Annotated in this window: 16 protein-coding genes; 10 read left to right on the forward strand and 6 right to left on the reverse strand. The window is 33.4% G+C overall.

What is annotated here, in order from left to right:
• Nucleotides 1-9 precede the first annotated feature (9 nt).
• Together IW18_RS15895 and IW18_RS15900 are read left to right on the forward strand one after the other, a co-directional pair.
• Entirely contained in the window at nucleotides 10-777 is a 768-nt protein-coding gene (locus IW18_RS15895) for an SDR family oxidoreductase (protein WP_041519012.1), read from the forward strand.
• 22 nt (nucleotides 778-799) lie between these two features.
• A complete protein-coding gene (locus tag IW18_RS15900; RefSeq protein WP_041518876.1) occupies nucleotides 800-1,801 on the forward strand; it encodes an NADP-dependent oxidoreductase in 1,002 nt (333 codons plus the stop codon).
• Between the two features lie 56 nt (nucleotides 1,802-1,857).
• On the opposite strand, the gene IW18_RS15905 is transcribed toward IW18_RS15900, so the two are convergent.
• The 6 genes from IW18_RS15905 to IW18_RS15930 form a co-directional block, all read right to left on the reverse strand.
• Nucleotides 1,858-2,448 carry a hypothetical protein gene (locus tag IW18_RS15905; protein WP_041519013.1) on the reverse strand — a complete coding sequence of 197 codons (591 nt, stop codon included), beginning with the start codon at nucleotides 2,446-2,448 and terminating at the stop codon, nucleotides 1,858-1,860.
• A 182-nt stretch (nucleotides 2,449-2,630) separates the two neighbouring features.
• A complete protein-coding gene (locus tag IW18_RS15910; RefSeq protein WP_041518877.1) occupies nucleotides 2,631-3,065 on the reverse strand; it encodes an META domain-containing protein in 435 nt (144 codons plus the stop codon).
• 241 nt (nucleotides 3,066-3,306) lie between these two features.
• Nucleotides 3,307-4,851: a hypothetical protein gene (locus IW18_RS15915; protein WP_041518878.1), complete on the reverse strand. Its 1,545-nt coding sequence runs from the start codon at nucleotides 4,849-4,851 to the stop codon at nucleotides 3,307-3,309.
• A gap of 435 nt (nucleotides 4,852-5,286) precedes the next feature.
• The gene (locus IW18_RS15920) at nucleotides 5,287-6,024 is read right to left on the reverse strand and encodes a hypothetical protein (protein WP_041518879.1); all 738 of its coding nucleotides are present in this window, start codon (nucleotides 6,022-6,024) and stop codon (nucleotides 5,287-5,289) included.
• Between the two features lie 246 nt (nucleotides 6,025-6,270).
• Nucleotides 6,271-6,597, reverse strand: coding sequence for a DMT family transporter (locus IW18_RS15925; RefSeq protein ID WP_041518880.1), 327 nt, complete (start codon nucleotides 6,595-6,597; stop codon nucleotides 6,271-6,273).
• A 71-nt stretch (nucleotides 6,598-6,668) separates the two neighbouring features.
• A complete protein-coding gene (locus IW18_RS15930) occupies nucleotides 6,669-7,232 on the reverse strand; it encodes a Crp/Fnr family transcriptional regulator (protein ID WP_041518881.1) in 564 nt (187 codons plus the stop codon).
• A 304-nt stretch (nucleotides 7,233-7,536) separates the two neighbouring features.
• Between IW18_RS15930 and IW18_RS15935 the strand changes: the two genes are divergently transcribed.
• The 8 genes from IW18_RS15935 (at nucleotide 7,537) to IW18_RS15970 (ending at nucleotide 18,985) form a co-directional block, all read left to right on the forward strand.
• A complete protein-coding gene (locus tag IW18_RS15935; protein WP_240475570.1) occupies nucleotides 7,537-7,902 on the forward strand; it encodes a hypothetical protein in 366 nt (121 codons plus the stop codon).
• A gap of 88 nt (nucleotides 7,903-7,990) precedes the next feature.
• A complete protein-coding gene (locus IW18_RS15940; RefSeq protein WP_041518883.1) occupies nucleotides 7,991-12,370 on the forward strand; it encodes a CusA/CzcA family heavy metal efflux RND transporter in 4,380 nt (1,459 codons plus the stop codon).
• Nucleotides 12,371-12,374: 4 nt separating this feature from the next.
• Nucleotides 12,375-13,505, forward strand: a complete 1,131-nt coding sequence (locus IW18_RS15945) for an efflux RND transporter periplasmic adaptor subunit (protein WP_041518884.1) — start codon at nucleotides 12,375-12,377, stop codon at nucleotides 13,503-13,505.
• A gap of 289 nt (nucleotides 13,506-13,794) precedes the next feature.
• Nucleotides 13,795-14,316 (forward strand): RNA polymerase sigma factor, encoded by a 522-nt coding sequence (locus IW18_RS15950; RefSeq protein ID WP_041518885.1) that lies wholly within the window; start codon nucleotides 13,795-13,797, stop codon nucleotides 14,314-14,316.
• Nucleotides 14,317-14,362: 46 nt separating this feature from the next.
• Complete coding sequence (locus tag IW18_RS15955) at nucleotides 14,363-14,572, forward strand: hypothetical protein (RefSeq protein ID WP_041518886.1); 210 nt, start codon at nucleotides 14,363-14,365, stop codon at nucleotides 14,570-14,572.
• A 12-nt stretch (nucleotides 14,573-14,584) separates the two neighbouring features.
• Nucleotides 14,585-15,427, forward strand: a complete 843-nt coding sequence (locus IW18_RS15960) for a FecR family protein (RefSeq protein ID WP_041518887.1) — start codon at nucleotides 14,585-14,587, stop codon at nucleotides 15,425-15,427.
• Nucleotides 15,428-15,527: 100 nt separating this feature from the next.
• Nucleotides 15,528-18,140 (forward strand): TonB-dependent receptor, encoded by a 2,613-nt coding sequence (locus tag IW18_RS15965; protein WP_041518888.1) that lies wholly within the window; start codon nucleotides 15,528-15,530, stop codon nucleotides 18,138-18,140.
• A gap of 5 nt (nucleotides 18,141-18,145) precedes the next feature.
• Complete coding sequence (locus IW18_RS15970; RefSeq protein ID WP_041518889.1) at nucleotides 18,146-18,985, forward strand: DUF4249 domain-containing protein; 840 nt, start codon at nucleotides 18,146-18,148, stop codon at nucleotides 18,983-18,985.
• Nucleotides 18,986-19,090 lie beyond the last annotated feature (105 nt).

Genomic DNA, 19,090 nt, shown 5'->3' on the forward strand with positions numbered 1-19,090 from the left:
AAATACGGTATGAATATAAAAGGAAAAACAATCTTAATTACCGGAGGTGGTTCTGGTATTGGATTAGAGTCGGCAAAACAATTTTTAGCCGAAGGTGCCAAAGTGATTATTACGGGTAGAAACCAAGCTAAATTGGACTTGGCTAAAAAAGCATTTCCGTCTTTAATCATAATAAAAAGTGATGTTGATAATGAGGATGATGCTTTAGCACTTTTTAATAAGGTGGTTTCTTTGGGCGGAATTGATATTTTGTATAATAATGCCGGTGTTGGAGCTCAGGCTTTAAATCTTGGCAATGCCAACGATCAAATTCTAAAGAACGCGATTTACGAAATGAACGTTAATTATTTCGGGATTATTCGATTGAACAATCTTTTTATAAACATGCTCAAAGCACGAAAGGAAAGTGCAATTATCAATACAACTTCTCTCTTGAGTATAGTTCCTGCATTAGAAGAACCTACGTATTCTGCAACTAAAGCAGCATTGAGTTTTTATACTCAAATATTGAGAAAAGATTTAGAAATTCTCAACAGTTCAGTAAAAGTTTTTGAATTGTTGCCACCACTTGTTGCGACGGAAATGACCGTTAAAAGAAAGGATAAAAAAATAACTCCGGAACAATTGGTAAACGGACTAATTTCCGGAATAAAAAAAGATCAGTTTACGATTCGAGTGGGCGATACAAAGCTGATTTATTTTATAAATCGATTTTTCCCTAAATTGGCTTTTAATTTGGTCAATCCGAAAAAGATTTACGCTAGCCTGAGATACTAACTGATATTCTAAATTTGATAAAATGAAAGCATTTTTAATTAATAAGTACAGTAAAAAAGAACCTTTGCAACTAGCCAATGTACCAGTTCCTGAAGTTGGAGATAATGATGTTTTGGTAGCTATTCATGCAGCTGGATTAAATCTTTTAGATTCTAAAATAAAGTCTGGAGAGTTTAAACTCATTTTGCCTTACAAACTTCCTTTAATATTAGGACACGATGTCGCCGGTATAGTTACTAAGGTGGGGAAAAATGTAAGAAACTTTAAAGTTGGTGATGAAGTTTATTCCAGACCACAAGATCATCGTATTGGCACATTTGCAGAGTTTATTGCCATAAATGAAAGTGATGTAGCATTAAAACCTAAAAACCTTACTATGGAAGAGGCAGCATCGATTCCGTTAGTAGCATTAACAGCATGGCAAGTTTTAGTCGAAAAGGCACGAGTAAAAGCAGAACAAAAAATATTTATTCAGGCAGGCTCAGGAGGAGTAGGAACTATTGCAATTCAACTTGCTAAACATTTGGGCGCGACGGTCGCTACTACTGCAAGTACAAAAAGTTTCGATACACTAAAAGATTTGGGTGCAGATTATGTTATTGATTATAAGAATGCCGATTTCGAAAAAAGTTTGAGTAATTATGATGCTGTTTTAAATAGTCAGGATCAAAAAACACTCGAAAAATCATTAAGAGTTTTAAAATCTGGTGGTAAATTGATTTCTATTTCTGGTCCGCCAACACCTCAGTTTGCTCAAGAAGCAAATGCACCGTGGTTTGTGAAAATCATATTAGCACTCATAAGTTCGGGAGTGCGCAAAAAAGCAAAACAACTAAACATTGATTATTCATTTTTGTTTATGAAAGCAAGCGGAGAACAGTTAAATAAAATTACGACTCTTATAGAAGCCGGAATAATTAAACCGGTTGTAGATAAAGTATTTCCTTTTGAGGGAATGAACGAAGCTATGTCCTATGTAGAAAGCGGACGCGCAAAAGGTAAAGTGGTTGTTCGTTTAAAATAAATCGTTTTGAGAATATTTTATATAAAAAAAGCCCAATTTTAATTGGGCTTTTTCTTTTACTCTTTATATAATATTATTGTTGCTTTATATCCAGTACCAACATTCCATTGGCTGGCTTCGATTACGGCGCCTTTATCATCATAAACCTGAAATTCGGCAGTGTTTGGCGAGGCAGAACCTTCGTTTAAAGCTTCAAAGTCAATTTTGTTAATTCCTTTTACTAAATTGATTTTAAATCCTTGAAATTCACTATTTAAAATTACTTCGGGTTCAATAACTTTATCATTCAAATACACTTTGATTTTATCGCCATCTACAAAAGCGGCATCGCGATAACGAACGGTAGAATATAATGAGTTGGTTACAAATCCTCCAAGATATTCATTTCGTCTATAAAAAATCCCTTCAACATTAGCCTCTGGTTTATACAAGCTATTGTTTTTGTAAAGATCTTCCGGATTTATTTTTAAAACGGTTGGTTCTTTTACAGGTGGCGGATCTACGGTTGGTGGCGTATCTGTTGGCGGCACATCTTTTATTTCAGAATTTTTAGACTGAATTGGTTTGTATTTACCATTCAGCTCTTTTTGTGCATATCCGTGCAGAGAAACACCAATTATTACAACTAGAAACAATATTTTTTTCATACTTTTTTTCATATTAATAAAACAACTTAGTCGTTAATCGAAATGTGTTAACGATTCTTTATAAAACATCTAATTATATGATTTATTGCCTTTATAGAGAATAAATTAAAAATAAAATCCCTCAATATTATTGAAGGATTTTGTGTGTGTTTTTCTCGAATACTGAACTGTAATTCAGTTTATTATTTGTTTACTTTTTTAAATCTCATCATTGGGATGTTATTTGCAATCAGATTCAGTTTTCCGTCTTTATCGATCGAGTAACTGTCAATTTTTTTGATTGTTTGCAAAAACACTTGTTCTCCGCCACCTTCACAATACATCATTGTAGTAGCGCCTTGATCTCCAAATGAAAGTGATTTTCCTTTTATAGTAACTGGAGAAGTATATCCATTGCAGCCTGCATTTCCGTACACTTCACTTTTACTTTTGTCAAATTTTAAAAATGGTTTTTTGTCAGGAAACAAACCTTCAAAAGCAATACGCGGACCAGTAATATATTCCAGCTCCCAAGAAGTATTGTATAGATCATCAGTTTTTGCGGTGTCTTTCATTGAGGTACAAGAGTTAAATGATAGTGCTAAAACAGAAACAAAAAGTAGTACGTAGTTTTTCATAAAAATGTATTTTAAAACATAAATTTACGAGTTTTTTGGTAGATTTTAGTCACGAAAGAGTACTTATTTTTTGCTGGAATTCTATTTTGTGAGTTTTTATAGAGAAAAACTATCTATTTAATACAGTTTTTACTAATTCAATATTTTAATTTTAGTTCGTACAAATAGGCTTTTAGCCAAACAAAAAACGGGCAAAGTCATTAGATGAATTTGCCCGTTTTCTTTTATTGTATGAGAGGTTTTAATTCTCGCAGAAAGCCCCAATTTGTTTTAAATGGCGCTCTGTTTGGTATTTATTAAAGTTATCCCATTTTGGTGGAGTACTTGTTTTTTGTCCGTACATCGCATCCAGGCAAACATTGTTGTCTTTGTATTTATCGTGTAAAACGGCTAGTATTTTAAAGAAAAATTGATCCAGCATTACAATAGCGTCAAATTCAGATTTTAGCGCATCGTAATTCTCGTCTGATGGATTCAGTAATTGCAATAGATTTAAAACTTCTAGTTTTTCATCTTCATTGATTTCAGCCAAATAACCCATTTTTAGGGTTTTAAAAACCAAATTATTCCAAGCTTTACTATCATGTCCCCATTGAATATCAGGTAAATTTAAAGAATGCTCGCAAATTAAAATAATTGAAAAAAGAACATCATTTAAATATTCAGCCGGAAATTCGTCAAAGCTTCTAAATTCAAAACCACTTTGGTACATTTTTTCCTGATTAAAATCAAGACCAACCTCAGAAAGCATTTCGTATTCCATATCTGCTTCAATTTGATCTCTCCACCAGATATTTTCTTCTTTTTCAAATTTTAGTAATTTTCTAAAATCATCTACTTTATACGTCAGAATTTTGCCTTTTGGCATCGCTTTATTATAAGTTCCTACACCAATATAACGAGACATTGCATTGCGCATAGAGCCCAAAGTAAATTTCTTGTCCATTTTATAAGTGTCACTTATCACGCCCATAATATCAGGACTTCCGAGAGTTGCTATAAAAAATGGCTCGAACCATTGCAGCATGTAAATGGCGTTGGCATGTGTTTTTTCGAAATTATTGTAATCAACAATTCTACTGTCTTCTGTTAATGAAGGTAATGTGATATGAAAGTGGTATGTTCCGTTATTAAACAAAACCAGGTTTTCCTGATTGGTCATGAACATATTAAGTCCATTGTTATAATCCGGAAAATTTAATTTCTCGTTTAATACAGACGATTCATTGATTTTGTCAAGAAAAAGCTTTTTAGTCGCCTTTAATTCTTTGCAAGATTCAGTTATCGTTCTATTTTCAAAATATTTGGTTACAAATTCTATAGAATCTCCATCAAAATGTACAGAACCCATTGTTTTATTACGTTGCGTAATCATACTCTGAATATTGTACGGTTGATCTTCAAGGAAAAGTTCCATGATTGATTTTCCTAGATATTCAGGATTTTCAAGTGGTTGCGGGTTTGCTTCAACAGTTTCAGCAGCGTCAACAGCAGTTTTCTTTGCAGATAATGTTTTGTGCTGGAAATTGATATCCAGTTTTTCCAAAGAATGACTATTCATCATTCTGCTCACTTTATAGCTTTTATTTAAACCAAAAGCTTCTTTTAATACTGGTGCTAAACTTTCTGGTTTATAACACTTTCTGTAGTCAATACTATATTTTTCAAAACCAATTTTTTCTTGTATAAACTCACCAGAAACTATTAGGGGGTCTTCAAATTGCATATAGGTTTCATTCTCTAAGCCTATTCCCCAGTAATACTTTTTTGTCTGATTGTCTTTCATTTATACTAATTTTCTTTTTTATGGTTGATTAAATATTGTAACTTTTTTTTTATTCGCAAACACAAATTCTAGTCGGTAGAAAACCAGAGACCACAAAACCTCATAATGGGTTACGTATAATTATCGCTTCCATTAAAAAAAGTTCATGTACTTTTAAAACTGTAAGTATATATTTGAGTCTCAGAAATTTTGCATTTGTATCGACCGAAAGATTGATAAAAAGTAAAATTTTATAAAGGGCTTATAAAATTATAATCGTTATTAATTACTTTTATATCAATAATTTAAGCAGACGAATAGCGAAATTGTAATATCTGCTATTCCTGTTTTTTCCAAAGTGCAAAAGTAGTTATTTATTTTTTGATTTGCAAGTGGTTAATGCGCTGAAAATCAATAAAAATTTTGACTGTGGGAACGATAAGAAGATTTTTTTAATTATTCATGGTAATAGAAGACGTGTGAAGAGTATAATTCATTATTCCACCAATCTTTTCTAGCTTTTGCAAAATAATTATAATTTAGCTTTCCCGCCTGTGATTGTAGGGGATAGACTACTATGCCGTTTTCTCGATAAGCTTTATTTACATCTGTTTCAGGAACGACTGGAACAATATGTCCAGAAAGGCCTTTTTGTTTTCTTTTGGCACAAATTATTCCAATTCCGCCATTATTATTTACTTCATTTTGAATATCATCAACAGTAAACATTCTTTTCCAACCAAAACTCGCGCCCCATTCTAAAAACCAATCGTGAATTGCACTTGAGTAAATGCGATCAACAGTTTCTTCAAAAATAGCTTCAACTTCTTGTCCTTCAAGTATTTTTTTAAGAGCTTCAGGTGTCCACCAAACGGTTGGAAGATATACTTTATTGAAATAGCAATAATCGTAAGAATAAACATTGCAATAAGTGTCTTCAACTGTTCTTTGATATCTAATGTTATTTTTAACATTTAGTTTATTAATGAGTCGGGCAATGCTTTCTTTTTTAGTGGTAGAATTCGTTAAATCTCTAAACGGAATGCTAGAATCTGCAATAGGTTTTTCTTTCATTTCCATAGAATCAAGTTGAGATTCTGGATCAGGTAATAAATCGGCTTTTATAATTAAGCTATTCTGTATTGTGTTGTCGCTCAGCGGTAATGATGTTGCTGGTGCTATATATTTTTCCATCTTGACTTCTTAAAATAAATTGGCATAAGGCTAAAGAAAATGACTATTTGCGCCTTGTATTTTTGCCAACAAAAAAGTAAATATAGGGATTTAAAACTTTTTAGACGGTTCTAATATTAGACAATCTTAAAAAAAAGGATTGATTTAGTTGATAATAAACTCAAAATAATCCGAAAAATAGTAAGCTAAATGGTGGTGTATTTAAAAGAAAAAAAATCTCATTTCAGTACGAAATGAGATTTTTTTTTAGTGCGAAACCACTTTTAAACCTATAATAGAACCAATTAATGTACTTAAAAAAAGTATCCTTAAAAAAGTTACAGGTTCTTTAAAAACCAGAATTCCCAGTAATACAGTTCCAACAGCTCCAATTCCTGTCCAGACCACATAAACAGTTCCTATAGGTAACGTTTGTATTACTTTAATCAAAAGTCCCATACTTACTGTAATCGAAATGGCAAAAGCCACGTACCATAAGTACATTTCGTTTCCTGTGCTTTCTTTTGCTTTTCCTAAACAAAAGGCAAAGACTACTTCAAATAATCCCGCGATAACCAATAAAATCCAATTCATTTCCTTTATATTTTGATGCAAAGTTGAGAAATGAAAAGCGGGCAAAATTTTACAAATGTTAAAAAATGAAATTATTTTATTTCAGATCTTATGCGGCTTAAACTAACCTGTGTGATGCCCAAATACGAAGCAATATGTCCTAATTGTATGCGTAAAAGTAAATCAGGATTGTTTTGTAGTAAGTCTGCATAACGTTCTGTAGCAGTTCGAAATTGACGAGATATTAAGCGTTCCTCTGTCTTAAGTAATTCTTTTTCGGCAAATTTTCTGCCCCAATTGGCAATATTTATATCGCTGTCAAAAAGCGATTGTAATTGATCTGTTTTTAATTGATAAAGTTCGCAATCTTCTAGTAATTCTACATCTTCGTAGCCTTTTTTATTGGCAACATAACTGTTCATCGACAAAAGTGTGTCACCCTCTTTACCAAACCAAAAAGTAACTTCGTTAGCCTCTCTGTTGGCATAAGCGCGGGCAATTCCTTTTTTGATGAAATAAATACTGGTTTCAATTTTTTCGGTTCTTAATAAAATATGACCTTTAGAGTATTCAACTTCAGTTACACATGCTCTTAAAGTACTTTTTGATGCTTCTGGAAGTATATGTATTTTGTCCAGAATAAAATCGATATCCATGTTTGGTGGTATTATGAAGGTAATTTTTGACTAATGTAACTCAAATTTTTAAAGAAGAATCAATAATATCTTTGAGTTTTAGTCCCGAAATGAAAAAAAGTGTTTATATAATTATCAAAATATTAATCAAATTACTACGAACGATTGATTTAAGTTTAGCAAAATTTCAAATTTTTATAATAATTAGTAGTGTAAATTTATTTTAAGTTTATTTATTCTTGTAAAACGATAAAAGTTTTTATTTCCTGATTTTAAATAGGGATAGTTTTGCTACATATTCTAAATTTGTGAAGTGCGAAAAATCATGGTCTACATATTCATCTTTCTAATTGTATCCAATATTGGATTCTTTCAGCAGTTTTATAAGTTGCCAATATTGATCGAGCATTACAATGAACATCAGGAAAGACAAGATGTAAGCTTTATTGATTTTCTAGAGATGCATTATTGGGGCGAAGATTTAAACGATAATGATTCTGATCGCGACATGCAGCTTCCGTTTAAGCATATTTCGAGCGCTTCGTTTCAGCTTGTATTTGTTCCCGCAGAAAAACACATCTTTGATATTCCTTTTACTGTTGATTTTTCAGAATCAGTAATAATTCCTTATACTTCAAATTTATATTCTAATCCTGCTTTGTTTGCAGTGTTTAGACCTCCATTGGCATAATTTAATTTTCTACGATTTTTATTGTGGTGAAAGCATTTTTTATGTTTTGACCATAACAATATTATTTCAAAAAAATTAAATCAAAATTATGCTCAATAAGATCATTCAATTTTCAGTTAAAAATAAACTGGTAATTGGAGTCTTCACATTGCTGTGGATTATTTATGGCGTGTTCGAAGTTACTCGTTTACCAATCGATGCCGTTCCTGACATTACCAACAATCAGGTTCAGATTATTACAACAGCTCCGTCTCTTGGGGCAGAAGATGTAGAGCGTTTAATCACTTTCCCGATAGAGCAAGCGATTAGCAATATTCCGCAGTTAAAAGAAAGCCGTAGTATTTCGCGTTTCGGACTTTCGCTCGTAACTATTGTTTTTGCCGATGATACAGATGTGTATTGGGCGCGTCAACAAGTTGCAGAGCGTTTGCAAAAAGTAGAAATTGCAGAGAATGCCAGTATCCCGGAAATGGCTCCTGCAACAACAGGTTTGGGTGAAATTTATCAATATGTTTTAAAACCTCAACCAGGTTATGAAACGAAGTATTCTCTCGAAGATTTACGCACGATTCAGGATTGGACCATAAGACGACAACTTCTTGGAACGCCCGGAATTGCCGATGTGGCTACTTTTGGCGGAAAGTTAAAACAATATGAAATTGCTGTAAATCCGTCGCGATTAAAAGCGCAAAACCTGACCATAAAAGAAGTTTTTACAGCATTAAGCAGTAATAACGAAAATACAGGAGGAGCTTATATCGAAAAAGGACCAACAGTATTATACATCCGAAGTGTTGGATTGACCAGAAATATTAAAGATATCCAAAATATCATTGTTAAAAATACGCAGGCAGGAACACCAATTTTGATTAAAGATATTGCCGAGGTAAAAATGTCTTCGGCGATTCGTTACGGTGCTTTAACTACAGATGATATTGGAGAATCTGTTGGTGGAATCGTCATGATGCTAAAAGGCGAAAACGCCAATAATGTGATCGTAAATGTAAAAAAACGTGTTGCCGAAATTGAAAAGATTCTGCCAAAAGGTTTAAAAATTGAGCCCTTTTTAGATCGTACTAAAATGGTGGATAATGCCATTGGAACAGTTCAAAAAAACCTGATCGAAGGTGCATTAATTGTCGTTCTGGTTCTAGTACTTTTTCTTGGGAATTTAAGAGCCGGATTTATCGTAGCTTCTGTAATTCCGCTAGCGATGTTGTTTGCCATTATTATGATGAACACCTTTGGCGTAAGCGGAAATTTAATGAGTCTTGGCGCGCTCGATTTTGGTTTAATAGTCGACGGTGCCGTGATTATTGTCGAAGCCATTTTGCATCATATTCATAGTGCTAAAAAGTACAAAGGCGTTGATACAATTTCGCAGGAAGAAATGGACAAAGAAGTCACAGGTTCTGCAGGTCGAATGATGAACGCGGCCGTATTTGGACAAATCATAATTCTGATTGTATATCTCCCAATATTATCACTTGAAGGAATTGAAGGTAAAATGTTTAAACCAATGGCACAAACTGTTGCCTTTGCGATTTTAGGAGCATTTATTCTTTCGCTTACATATGTTCCAATGGTAAGTGCTTTGTTTATTAGCAAAAAAGTGAGCCATAAACCCAATTTGTCAGATCGCATTATGACAAAATTAGAAGGTTATTATGAAAGAGGATTATCTAAAGCATTACAAGTTCGAAAAAGCATTGTAATTGGTGCATTTGTTTTGTTTGGAATAGCTTTAGTAATTTTTAGCCGAATGGGAGGAGAATTTATTCCGCAACTCGAAGAAGGCGATTTTGCTGTAGAAACTCGTTTATTGTTGGGAACAAACCTTTCGACAACAACAGAAACCATTCAAAAAATATCGACCGCACTAAAAAACAAATATCCCGAAGTCGAAAAAGTAGTTTCGAGAATTGGTAGTGCCGAGATTCCAACAGATCCAATGCCTATAGAAGGTGGCGATATGATTATTGTTCTAAAAGATAAATCAGAGTGGACAAGCGCTTCGTCGTTTCCGGAACTCGCAGATAAAATGACCGAAACCGTAAAAGAGATTGCGCCTGGAGTTACAACCGGTTTTCAGTTTCCGGTACAAATGCGTTTTAACGAATTAATGACAGGCGCCAAACAAGATTTGGTTTGTAAAATTTATGGCGAAGATCTCGATAAGCTGGCAAAATATGCGGAGCAATTGGGCGCAATTAGTCAAACAGTAAAAGGCGCAACAGATCTTTATGTCGAAAAAGTTACCGGAATGCCTCAAATCGTAATCGATTATGATTGGGCAGAAATGGCGAAATACGGTATTTATGTTTCGGATATTAACCAAACCGTAAATGCTGCTTTTGCAGGTGCCGTAGCGGGGAAAATTTACGAAGGAGAAAAACGTTTTGATATGGTGGTGAGAGTAGAGGACAGCGGAAGAAAAGACATTTCTGACGTTCGTAATCTTTTAATCTCGACGCGTTCCGGAATGCAAATTCCGTTGTATCAGGTTGCCTCAGTAAAAGAAGTTGAAGGCCCAAACCAAATACAGCGTGAAGATGCCAAAAGACGAATCATTGTGGGATTCAATGTGCGAGGTCGCGATGTAGAATCGATCGTCGAAGAATTGCAGAAAAAAGTTAACAATCAGATTAAATTCGAACCAGGATATTATATCACGTACGGCGGTACTTTTGAGAATTTACAGCAAGCAAAAACACGTTTGGGAGTTGCAGTTCCTGCTGCTTTATTTATGATTTTGGCATTGTTGTATTTCGCTTTCAGATCGTTTAAAGAAGGAATTATCATTTTTACCGCAATTCCACTTTCGGCAATTGGTGGTGTATTTGGACTTGCCTTGCGCGATATGCCTTTTAGTATTTCGGCAGGAGTTGGTTTTATCGCACTGTTTGGTGTGGCAGTTTTAAACGGTATTGTTTTAATATCAGAATTTAACCGAATACAGAAATACGACGGAATTACCGATGCTTTTCAAATTATCATTACAGGTACAAAAAACAGATTGCGTCCCGTATTAATGACGGCGGCTGTGGCATCTTTAGGATTCTTGCCAATGGCATTGAGCAATGGTGCAGGAGCAGAGGTACAACGTCCGCTGGCAACTGTGGTTATTGGTGGATTAATAACGGCTACGTTGCTTACTTTGTTTGTGCTTCCGGCGATTTATTTAATGACGTTTCATACCAAAGTATTTTCGAAAAAAATCAAAAAAAATAAAATGGATAAATTGACTTTATTACTTGTTGCTTTATTTGTTACAGCTTCGGTTGAGGCGCAACAAACTCCAATTTCTCTTAACGAATCATTGTCGATTGCAGTTCAGAATAATAAAAGAATCAAGTCTTCGCAATTGAATGAAAAGTCGAAAGAACAATTGCAAAAATCAGCCTATGATATTCCTAAATTGGCTTTAGATGCAGATTATGGTCAGTTTAACAGTGCTGTAAACGATACACGTTTTGGTGTAAGTCAGACTTTTGCTTTCCCAACGCTTTATACCAATCAGAAAAAAGCTTTAAAAGAAAGCTATAATATGGCTAAGGCCGAATCGCAATTAACGACTCAGCAAGTAAAATCGAATGTTCGAAATTTGTTCTATTATTATATTTGGCTCAATAGTAAAAAAGAATTATTGGCTTACGCCGATTCTATTTACAGATTAATGGAGCAAAAATCGGAATTGCGATATAAAGCAGGAGAAACAAATGTGCTCGAAAAAAGTGCTTCGCAATCTGCCAGACAATTTTATACCAATCAGCTTACAATGGTCAACAAAGATATTGCCATTACGCTTAAATCATTCAATACAGTACTTCAGGATAGTTTAACTCATGTACCGTTTTCGGCGACCATTAAAAATGATTTTAATGTGGCTTTGAATGAAAAAAGAAATACGGCAGAACTTCCGCAAGTTCAACTTTCAAATCATGCTGCCGAAGCTGCAAAATGGAAATGGAAAACGGAACAATCCAGATTAATGCCTGATATTACAGTGGGATATAATAATCTAAGCATTATTGGTGCCGAAGCTAATGCCTCGGGTCAGGAAGTGTATTACGACAGCAGTCATAGATTTAGTTATGTCAATTTAGGAGTTTCAATTCCGTTATTTTTCTCTAGTCAATCCGCACGAAACAAAGCCGCCAAAATCGAATATGAAAATTATAAAACATTGGCCGAAAATACCAAAATCGAGCTGAATACTGAAATTTCTAATGCGGTAAGCGAAGTCGAGAAATACAAAGAAAGTTTGAGTTATTACGAAACCGAAGGACTCAAAAATGCATCAGTTATTATCGATGCCGCCAATAGTCAGCTAGAAAACGGAGATATTGATTACCTGCAATGGGTTTTGGTAGTGAATCAGGCAATCACGATAAAAAATGAATATCTCGACAGAGTAAATGATTACAACAAAGCAATCATAAATCTACAAACGCTTAATAATTTATAAAATAATGAAAACATATATAATCACGATTTTAGGATTTTTGTTTTTGGTTTCCTGCAAAGGCGATAAAAAAGAACAAGAAAATAAAGTAGAGGGACAAAAACAGGAAAACACAATTGAGTTAACCGCGCAACAAATTAAAAATGCCGGTTTGGTTGTAGGAAATCCAGAAGAACGAAATGTTAAAGGAATATTACAACTTCAGGGAACTGTAACTGTACCGCCAAAAAGTGTTGTAAACATTAGTATTCCTTTAGGCGGATACATCAAAAAAACAGATTTAATGGCTGGAATGCATGTTCGTAAAGGGCAATTACTGGCAGTTGTAGAGGATATGCAATACATACAACTGCAACAGGATTATTTAACTGCAAAAGAAAAATTTCAGTTGTCTCAAAGCGAATTCAACAGACAAAAAGAACTGAACGCCAAGAAAGCAAGCAGCGATAAATTGTTTGAGCAAACCGCTACAGAAATGCAAACACAACGCATTTATATGTCGTCATTGGCACAAAAACTAGCTTTAGTTGGTATTAATGCAAAATCATTAACTGCTACCAATATTAGTAAAACAGTTGCAATTCTGTCTCCCGTAAATGGTTTGGTATCTAAAATTAATGTGAACGTAGGAAAGTATATTTCGCCAACAGATATGATGTTCGAATTGATAGAAATGACCGATATAGTTTTGGTGATGAATGCTTTCGAAAAAGATATTCATTTGCTTTCGGTAGGGCAAACCGTAACCGCATTTACCAATGCCAATCCGTCAAAAAAATATTCGGCAAAAATAGCTTACATCAATCAAAGTTTAAACGATGATCGTGCGGCCGAAGTTATTTGTAAAGTAAACAAATACGATAATGCATTAATTCCGGGACTTTTTATCAATGCAGAAGCAGAATTTGATAACCAAAAAGCCATCACAGTTCCAGAAGATGCAGTGGTAAGATGGCAAGGCAAGTTTTTCGTTTTCTCAGATCTTGGAAACAATAAATTTAAAATGATTCCAGTCGATTCCGGAACTACCAGCGACGGTTACAAACAAATTAAATCTTCGGCTATAGATAAAACTTCAAAAATTGTGGTTAAGAACGCTTATACACTTTTGATGACTTTTATGAATAGTGGAGAGTAATAAAACTTTATACTTAGTTAATTGCGGAAGAAGGGCAGTTCTATTATAGAATTGCTCTTTTTTTTAGAATTGCATTACAAGATTAATTTATTCTTGTGATAGAATTGGGAAAACTTTGGGAAGTTTTTTTACAAACAATCTATTTTGGTTAAATCATTTTAGAGAAAAATTTCTGTTCTTTGCACCTTAAGGTTTCTTAAAATAATGATTAAAATAGTCTTAAGCTTTTTAATTTAAAGTGCAATAATATTTTGCACGTTGAGTTTAGACTAATTATCATATTTACGTTATGGACAACAAAAAGTTTATATTAAGTTTAAAAAAAGGTAATGAAGCTTCTTTCAAAGAGGCTTACTTAAACTACTACGATAAACTTATAAACATTGCCAAACGTTTTAACTTCACGGTTCTTACTCCACAAGATTTTGTTCAGGAAACTTTTTTAAGACTTTATAATAAAAGAGAATTGCTTAATGAAGATGTTTTGTTTGATAAACAATTGTTTACCATATGCAAGAACATCATTATTAATCACGTTAACCGAGAAAATAAAATAATTCAGCTTGATCCTTTGCAAGTTGATATCGTGCAGGAAGACACAGAAACAGGAATTTTTGAAGAAAGACAAGAAAAATTACATAGTTTCATAAAATTACTTCCGGAGCAACAACAAAAAATCTACACTTTACACAAACTGGAAAGCCTTAGCTATAAGGAGATTGCAGCAATTACAGAGCTATCTGAAAAGACGATTGCCAATCATATTTATCTTGCCAGTAAATTTATTCGAAAAAAAATCGAAAACCATTAGGAACTTTTATGTTCTCGTTTGTTATCTATAAAACGGAAACATAAAAATGAATATTGAAGCTTATAAAACAGATGTTACAACCAAAGAAGATGCAAGGTTTATTGTTGCGCTTCTTCAATTTGTTATTTCTGATTGTATCATGAATTTTGATTTAGAAGATTCTAATCATATTCTAAAAATCGAAACTAACAGAGAGATCAAAGAAATGGTTTATGGTGTTTTTAATAAACAAGGATTTTATTGTCAGAAACTTTAATGCCCCAAAGACATGAATGATAAAAAAATAGAAGACGAGTTAAAAAAAATATGGGATGAAACGCCCGTTTCACATTCTGATAGTGAAAAAAAAGCTTCGTGGGAAGCATTTCAATCGAAAGCATTTCCAGTAGAAAAGAAGAAGTTTAAAATCTGGCGTTACGCAGCTGCGGCAGCAATTTTAATTTTCCTAAGTGTTGGACTTGGAACTTATTTTAATAACGATCCTTTGCAGGATGAAATTTTTGCTAGTTCAAACGTAATCGAAAACACAACTATAAAAATAAAAACTGTTTTCTTACCAGATAGCTCGAAGGTAGATTTAAGCCCGCATGCTAAAATTAGATACGCCAATAACTTTGAAAGCAACAGAAAAATTGAAGTAGAAGGTGAAGCTTATTTTAAAGTAAAAAAAGATAAGAAACATCCTTTTCAGGTTTTTTGTAATCAAACAATAACTAAAGTATTAGGAACATCTTTTACCGTAACTCAGCAAGACGAAAATGGTGTTATAGTAGAGCTTTTTGAAGGAAGTGTCGAAATGAGCGTTGCCAATCAGGATAAAAAATGGATTTTGAAACCCGGCGAGAAATTCACATACGGAAACAAAGTTGCTGAAGTAGCAGAATTTAGCCGATTTATGGATTTTGAAGATGAAAAACTAAGCATTGTTGGTACTTATATCGAATCGAATTATGGTTATAAAGTAATTCTGCCTGAAGAATATTCGAACGAGAAAATTACAGTTCGCATCAATAAAAAAGAAGATTTAAAAACGATTATCCAATTAATATCAGAAATGTATAACCTAAACTACGAAATAAATGAAAAACTAAAAAAGATTACTTTTCATTAGAAAAGAAAAGGATGCACTAGCCGCGAAACTAAACATCCTTCCTATTGTTCAAGGATAGAAAAACTATCCCATTTAATAATATTCAAAAATACAAAATTTCATGAAGCATATAATTTCAGCGTGCTTTTTTTTATTCAGTTTATCTGTGTTCGCCCAAAAGGTAACCGTAACTGTAGATAAAACAGTTACTCTAAAAGATTTCTTTAAACAAATTGAGAATCAAACAGATTTTAAATTTGCCTTTACAGGTCAAATCGATAGTTCTCAAAAGTATTTTACCAAGAAAAATACTTATAACAATATTGAAGTAAAAGATCTTATTAATGAGCTTAATAAGAGTTCATTAGTTCAGTTTTCGATTGTTGGGAATAATATTTTTGTAAAACATAAAACTACAAAAGGAAATAAAAAAACAAATAAACTTACAGGACAGGTTCTCGACGAAAGTAGAGAACCTGTAATTGGGGCTAATGTTTTTATCAAAGAAACTTCTACTGGTGCTACAACAGATAAAAACGGAATGTATTCATTAGAATTGGACAATGGAAATTATACGGTTCAAATTAGTTATGTAGGGTTAAGAAATAAGGAAAAACAAATTACAATTTCTGATGATACACGTATAAATTTCAACATGGACGAGGACAGCCATGAATTAGATATGGTAGTGGTAACCTCAAGCAAGGCAGTTGATGTAAGAAATACTCAAATGAGTGTTAATAAGCTTTCGATGGCCGAAATTAAAAGACTGCCAACTGCGATGGGCGAACCGGATCCTTTAAAATCATTATTGACTTTGCCGGGAGTTACAAATGCCGGAGAAGCTTCGTCAGGATTTAACGTTCGTGGTGGTGCTGCCGATCAAAATTTGATTCTTTTAGATGGTGCTCCTGTATACGGTGATTCACACATGTTTGGTTTCTTTTCTATTTTTAATGCAGACGTTGTTAGCGGACTAGAATTATATAAAGGAGGAATTCCTTCTAAATTTGGAGGACGTGTTTCATCAGTCCTTGATGTAAGTCAGCAAACGGGAGATCTTAATGATTATAAAGTAAACGGAGGTATTGGTCTTATTTCAAGCCGACTTTTAGTGCAAGGTCCTTTAAAAAAGGATGTTGGTTCATTTATTATTGCAGGTCGTGCTTCTTATGCTCATCTATTTTTAAAACTTACAGATATTAAAAGTTCTGTTATGTTTTATGATATTAATGCTAAGTTTAATTATCGATTGGGAGCCAATAATTCGATTTCCTTTTCAGGTTATACAGGAAATGATTTATTTGATATTAATAATTTTTTCAACACTACTTACGGTAATACGATGGGAACGTTTAGCTGGAAACATAAATTTTCAGACAATTTAAATACGAATCTTTCTGTTTTTTACAGTGATTATAAATTTAATCTGCAAATACCATTTCAAAAATTTGAATGGGATAGTAAAATTACCAACTACGGCTTAAAATACAACTGGAATCAGACAATATCAGACAATTTCAAAGTTAATTATGGTATAGACGGTTTATATTATGATTTTAATCCGGGAACTGTACAACCTTACGGTATTGATTCGCAGTACAATTATAATCAATTAGATAAAAAATATGCTTTAGAAACTTCTGCATATCTGGATGTTGAAAATCAAATTACAGAAAAGCTTAATCTTCGTTACGGACTTCGTTACAGTATGTTTAATCGTTTAGGTGGCGAAACTATTAGTACTTACGCAAATGGAGAAGCAGTAGTCTATAATCCGTTATATCATATTTATGAAGAAGCAACGCCAATTGGAAGTACCTATTACGGAAAAGGAAAAAGCATTAGCACTTTTAATAATTTTGAACCAAGATTGGCATTATCATACGCTTTTAATGATGAAACTTCTGTAAAAGCGAGTTATAACAGAATGGCGCAATATATTCATATGTTGTCGAATACGCGTGCTCCGTTGCCTATGACAATCTGGACTCCAAGCGGACCTTTTACAAAACCACAATTACTGGATCAATATGCAGTAGGATATTTTAAAAATTTTAAAGAACGCGAGTATTCTTTTGAGGGAGAATTATTTTATAAAAATATTAAAAACCGTATTGATTACATCGATGGTGCAAATTTATTAGGGAACAATAATATCGAACGAGATATCCTGAACGGACAAGCAAGATCATATGGTATGGAATTATTATTCAGAAAAAATACTGGTCGTTTTACAGGATGGGTTGCCTATACATTATCTAAAGCAGAACAAAAAACACCCGGAAGAACACCCAACGAACCAGGAATTGCCAATGGTGATTGGTATTTATCAGGATATGACAAATTGCACAATCTAAATGTTACGGCCAATTATGAATTTAATCCAAAATGGTCCTTTAATGCTAATTTTACTTTGCAATCAGGCCAGCCGGTGACATATCCAAACGGTTATTATGAATTTGGTGGAAGAAATGTACCTAATTATACGTTGAGAAATTCAAACAGACTTCCTGCATATCATCATTTGGATATTGGTGCTACCTACACGCCTAAACCTGATAAAAAGACTGGATGGCAGAGCTACTGGGTATTTAGTATTTATAATCTTTATAATAGGCAAAATGCTGCATCGATGACGTTCTCACAAAATGATACTACAGGGGCAAATGAGTCCAGACAATTGTCTATTTACGGATTAGTACCTGGTGTTTCTTATAATTTTAAATTTTAATTAGTATGCTAAGATTAAAAAAATACAATTTAAAAAGTAAAGCATTTACTTTATTTAGTCTTCTTTTTGTTTTACTTTTTTTGTCTTGTGACAAGGTTGTTGAACTTGATTTAGAAAGCGGAGATCCTAAAATAGTGATCGATGCCGAGATTATTTGGGAAAAAGGAACAAGCGGCAATCAACAGTCGATAAAAATTACCCGAATGGCTCCGTACTACAGTCCTACTACTCCAAAGGTTTCGGGAGCACAGGTAAGAGTTGAAAATAGTAAAGGAGATGTTTTTACATTCAATGAATCTGAACCGGGACTATATGTCTGTACTAATTTTGTTCCTGTAATTGATATGGAATATAAATTATTTGTAAATGTTGATGGACAAACTTTAACTGCTACAGAAAAACTAATTGCCGTACCGCCAGTTGAAAAGATAGATCAGGAATTTATGGCAGATGTAACAGGAGAAGATCTTATTGTGGTAACATTTTATTATAAAGACCCAGCTAATCAGGCTAATTATTATCTAACAGATTACAAAAGTGATATTTTACCTTTTCCGGAATATACATCTACGAGTGATGAGTTTGTGAATGGAAATGAAATAAATGAAAAGTTTACAGATACGGACTTAAAACCGGGAAAAGTTCTTGATATCACACATCGCGGTGTTTCTAAAAACTTTTATAATTATATGAATTTAATTTTGGAAGTAACCAACTCAAATCCTTTTGCTGCTACACCAGGCAATATAAGAGGAAATATTATCAATACTACTAATGCTAACAATTTTGCACTTGGCTATTTTAGGGTTTGTGAAGCCAATAAAATTAATTACGTAGTTAAATAAGGGCTTGTTTTTTTATTTTTTGCATCCTGTATGTCAGGCTGAGCGGAGTCGAAGTCCTCGTTCCAATTGGAGCGCCTTCGACTTCGCTCAGGATGACAAATGAGT

This window comes from Flavobacterium hibernum, assembly GCF_000832125.1.
Lineage (GTDB): Bacteria > Bacteroidota > Bacteroidia > Flavobacteriales > Flavobacteriaceae > Flavobacterium > Flavobacterium hibernum.

Bases quoted from the DNA above. Each gene is read 5' to 3' on its own strand.
- IW18_RS15895 (WP_041519012.1), top strand. From the start codon at position 10: ATGAATATAAAAGGAAAAACAATCTTAATTACCGGAGGTGGTTCTGGT.
- IW18_RS15900 (WP_041518876.1), top strand. From the start codon at position 800: ATGAAAGCATTTTTAATTAATAAGTACAGTAAAAAAGAACCTTTGCAA.
- IW18_RS15905 (WP_041519013.1), bottom strand. From the start codon at position 2,448: ATGAAAAAAATATTGTTTCTAGTTGTAATAATTGGTGTTTCTCTGCAC.
- IW18_RS15910 (WP_041518877.1), bottom strand. From the start codon at position 3,065: ATGAAAAACTACGTACTACTTTTTGTTTCTGTTTTAGCACTATCATTT.
- IW18_RS15915 (WP_041518878.1), bottom strand. From the start codon at position 4,851: ATGAAAGACAATCAGACAAAAAAGTATTACTGGGGAATAGGCTTAGAG.
- IW18_RS15920 (WP_041518879.1), bottom strand. From the start codon at position 6,024: ATGGAAAAATATATAGCACCAGCAACATCATTACCGCTGAGCGACAAC.
- IW18_RS15925 (WP_041518880.1), bottom strand. From the start codon at position 6,597: ATGAATTGGATTTTATTGGTTATCGCGGGATTATTTGAAGTAGTCTTT.
- IW18_RS15930 (WP_041518881.1), bottom strand. From the start codon at position 7,232: ATGGATATCGATTTTATTCTGGACAAAATACATATACTTCCAGAAGCA.
- IW18_RS15935 (WP_240475570.1), top strand. From the start codon at position 7,537: ATGGTCTACATATTCATCTTTCTAATTGTATCCAATATTGGATTCTTT.
- IW18_RS15940 (WP_041518883.1), top strand. From the start codon at position 7,991: ATGCTCAATAAGATCATTCAATTTTCAGTTAAAAATAAACTGGTAATT.
- IW18_RS15945 (WP_041518884.1), top strand. From the start codon at position 12,375: ATGAAAACATATATAATCACGATTTTAGGATTTTTGTTTTTGGTTTCC.
- IW18_RS15950 (WP_041518885.1), top strand. From the start codon at position 13,795: ATGGACAACAAAAAGTTTATATTAAGTTTAAAAAAAGGTAATGAAGCT.
- IW18_RS15955 (WP_041518886.1), top strand. From the start codon at position 14,363: ATGAATATTGAAGCTTATAAAACAGATGTTACAACCAAAGAAGATGCA.
- IW18_RS15960 (WP_041518887.1), top strand. From the start codon at position 14,585: ATGAATGATAAAAAAATAGAAGACGAGTTAAAAAAAATATGGGATGAA.
- IW18_RS15965 (WP_041518888.1), top strand. From the start codon at position 15,528: ATGAAGCATATAATTTCAGCGTGCTTTTTTTTATTCAGTTTATCTGTG.
- IW18_RS15970 (WP_041518889.1), top strand. From the start codon at position 18,146: ATGCTAAGATTAAAAAAATACAATTTAAAAAGTAAAGCATTTACTTTA.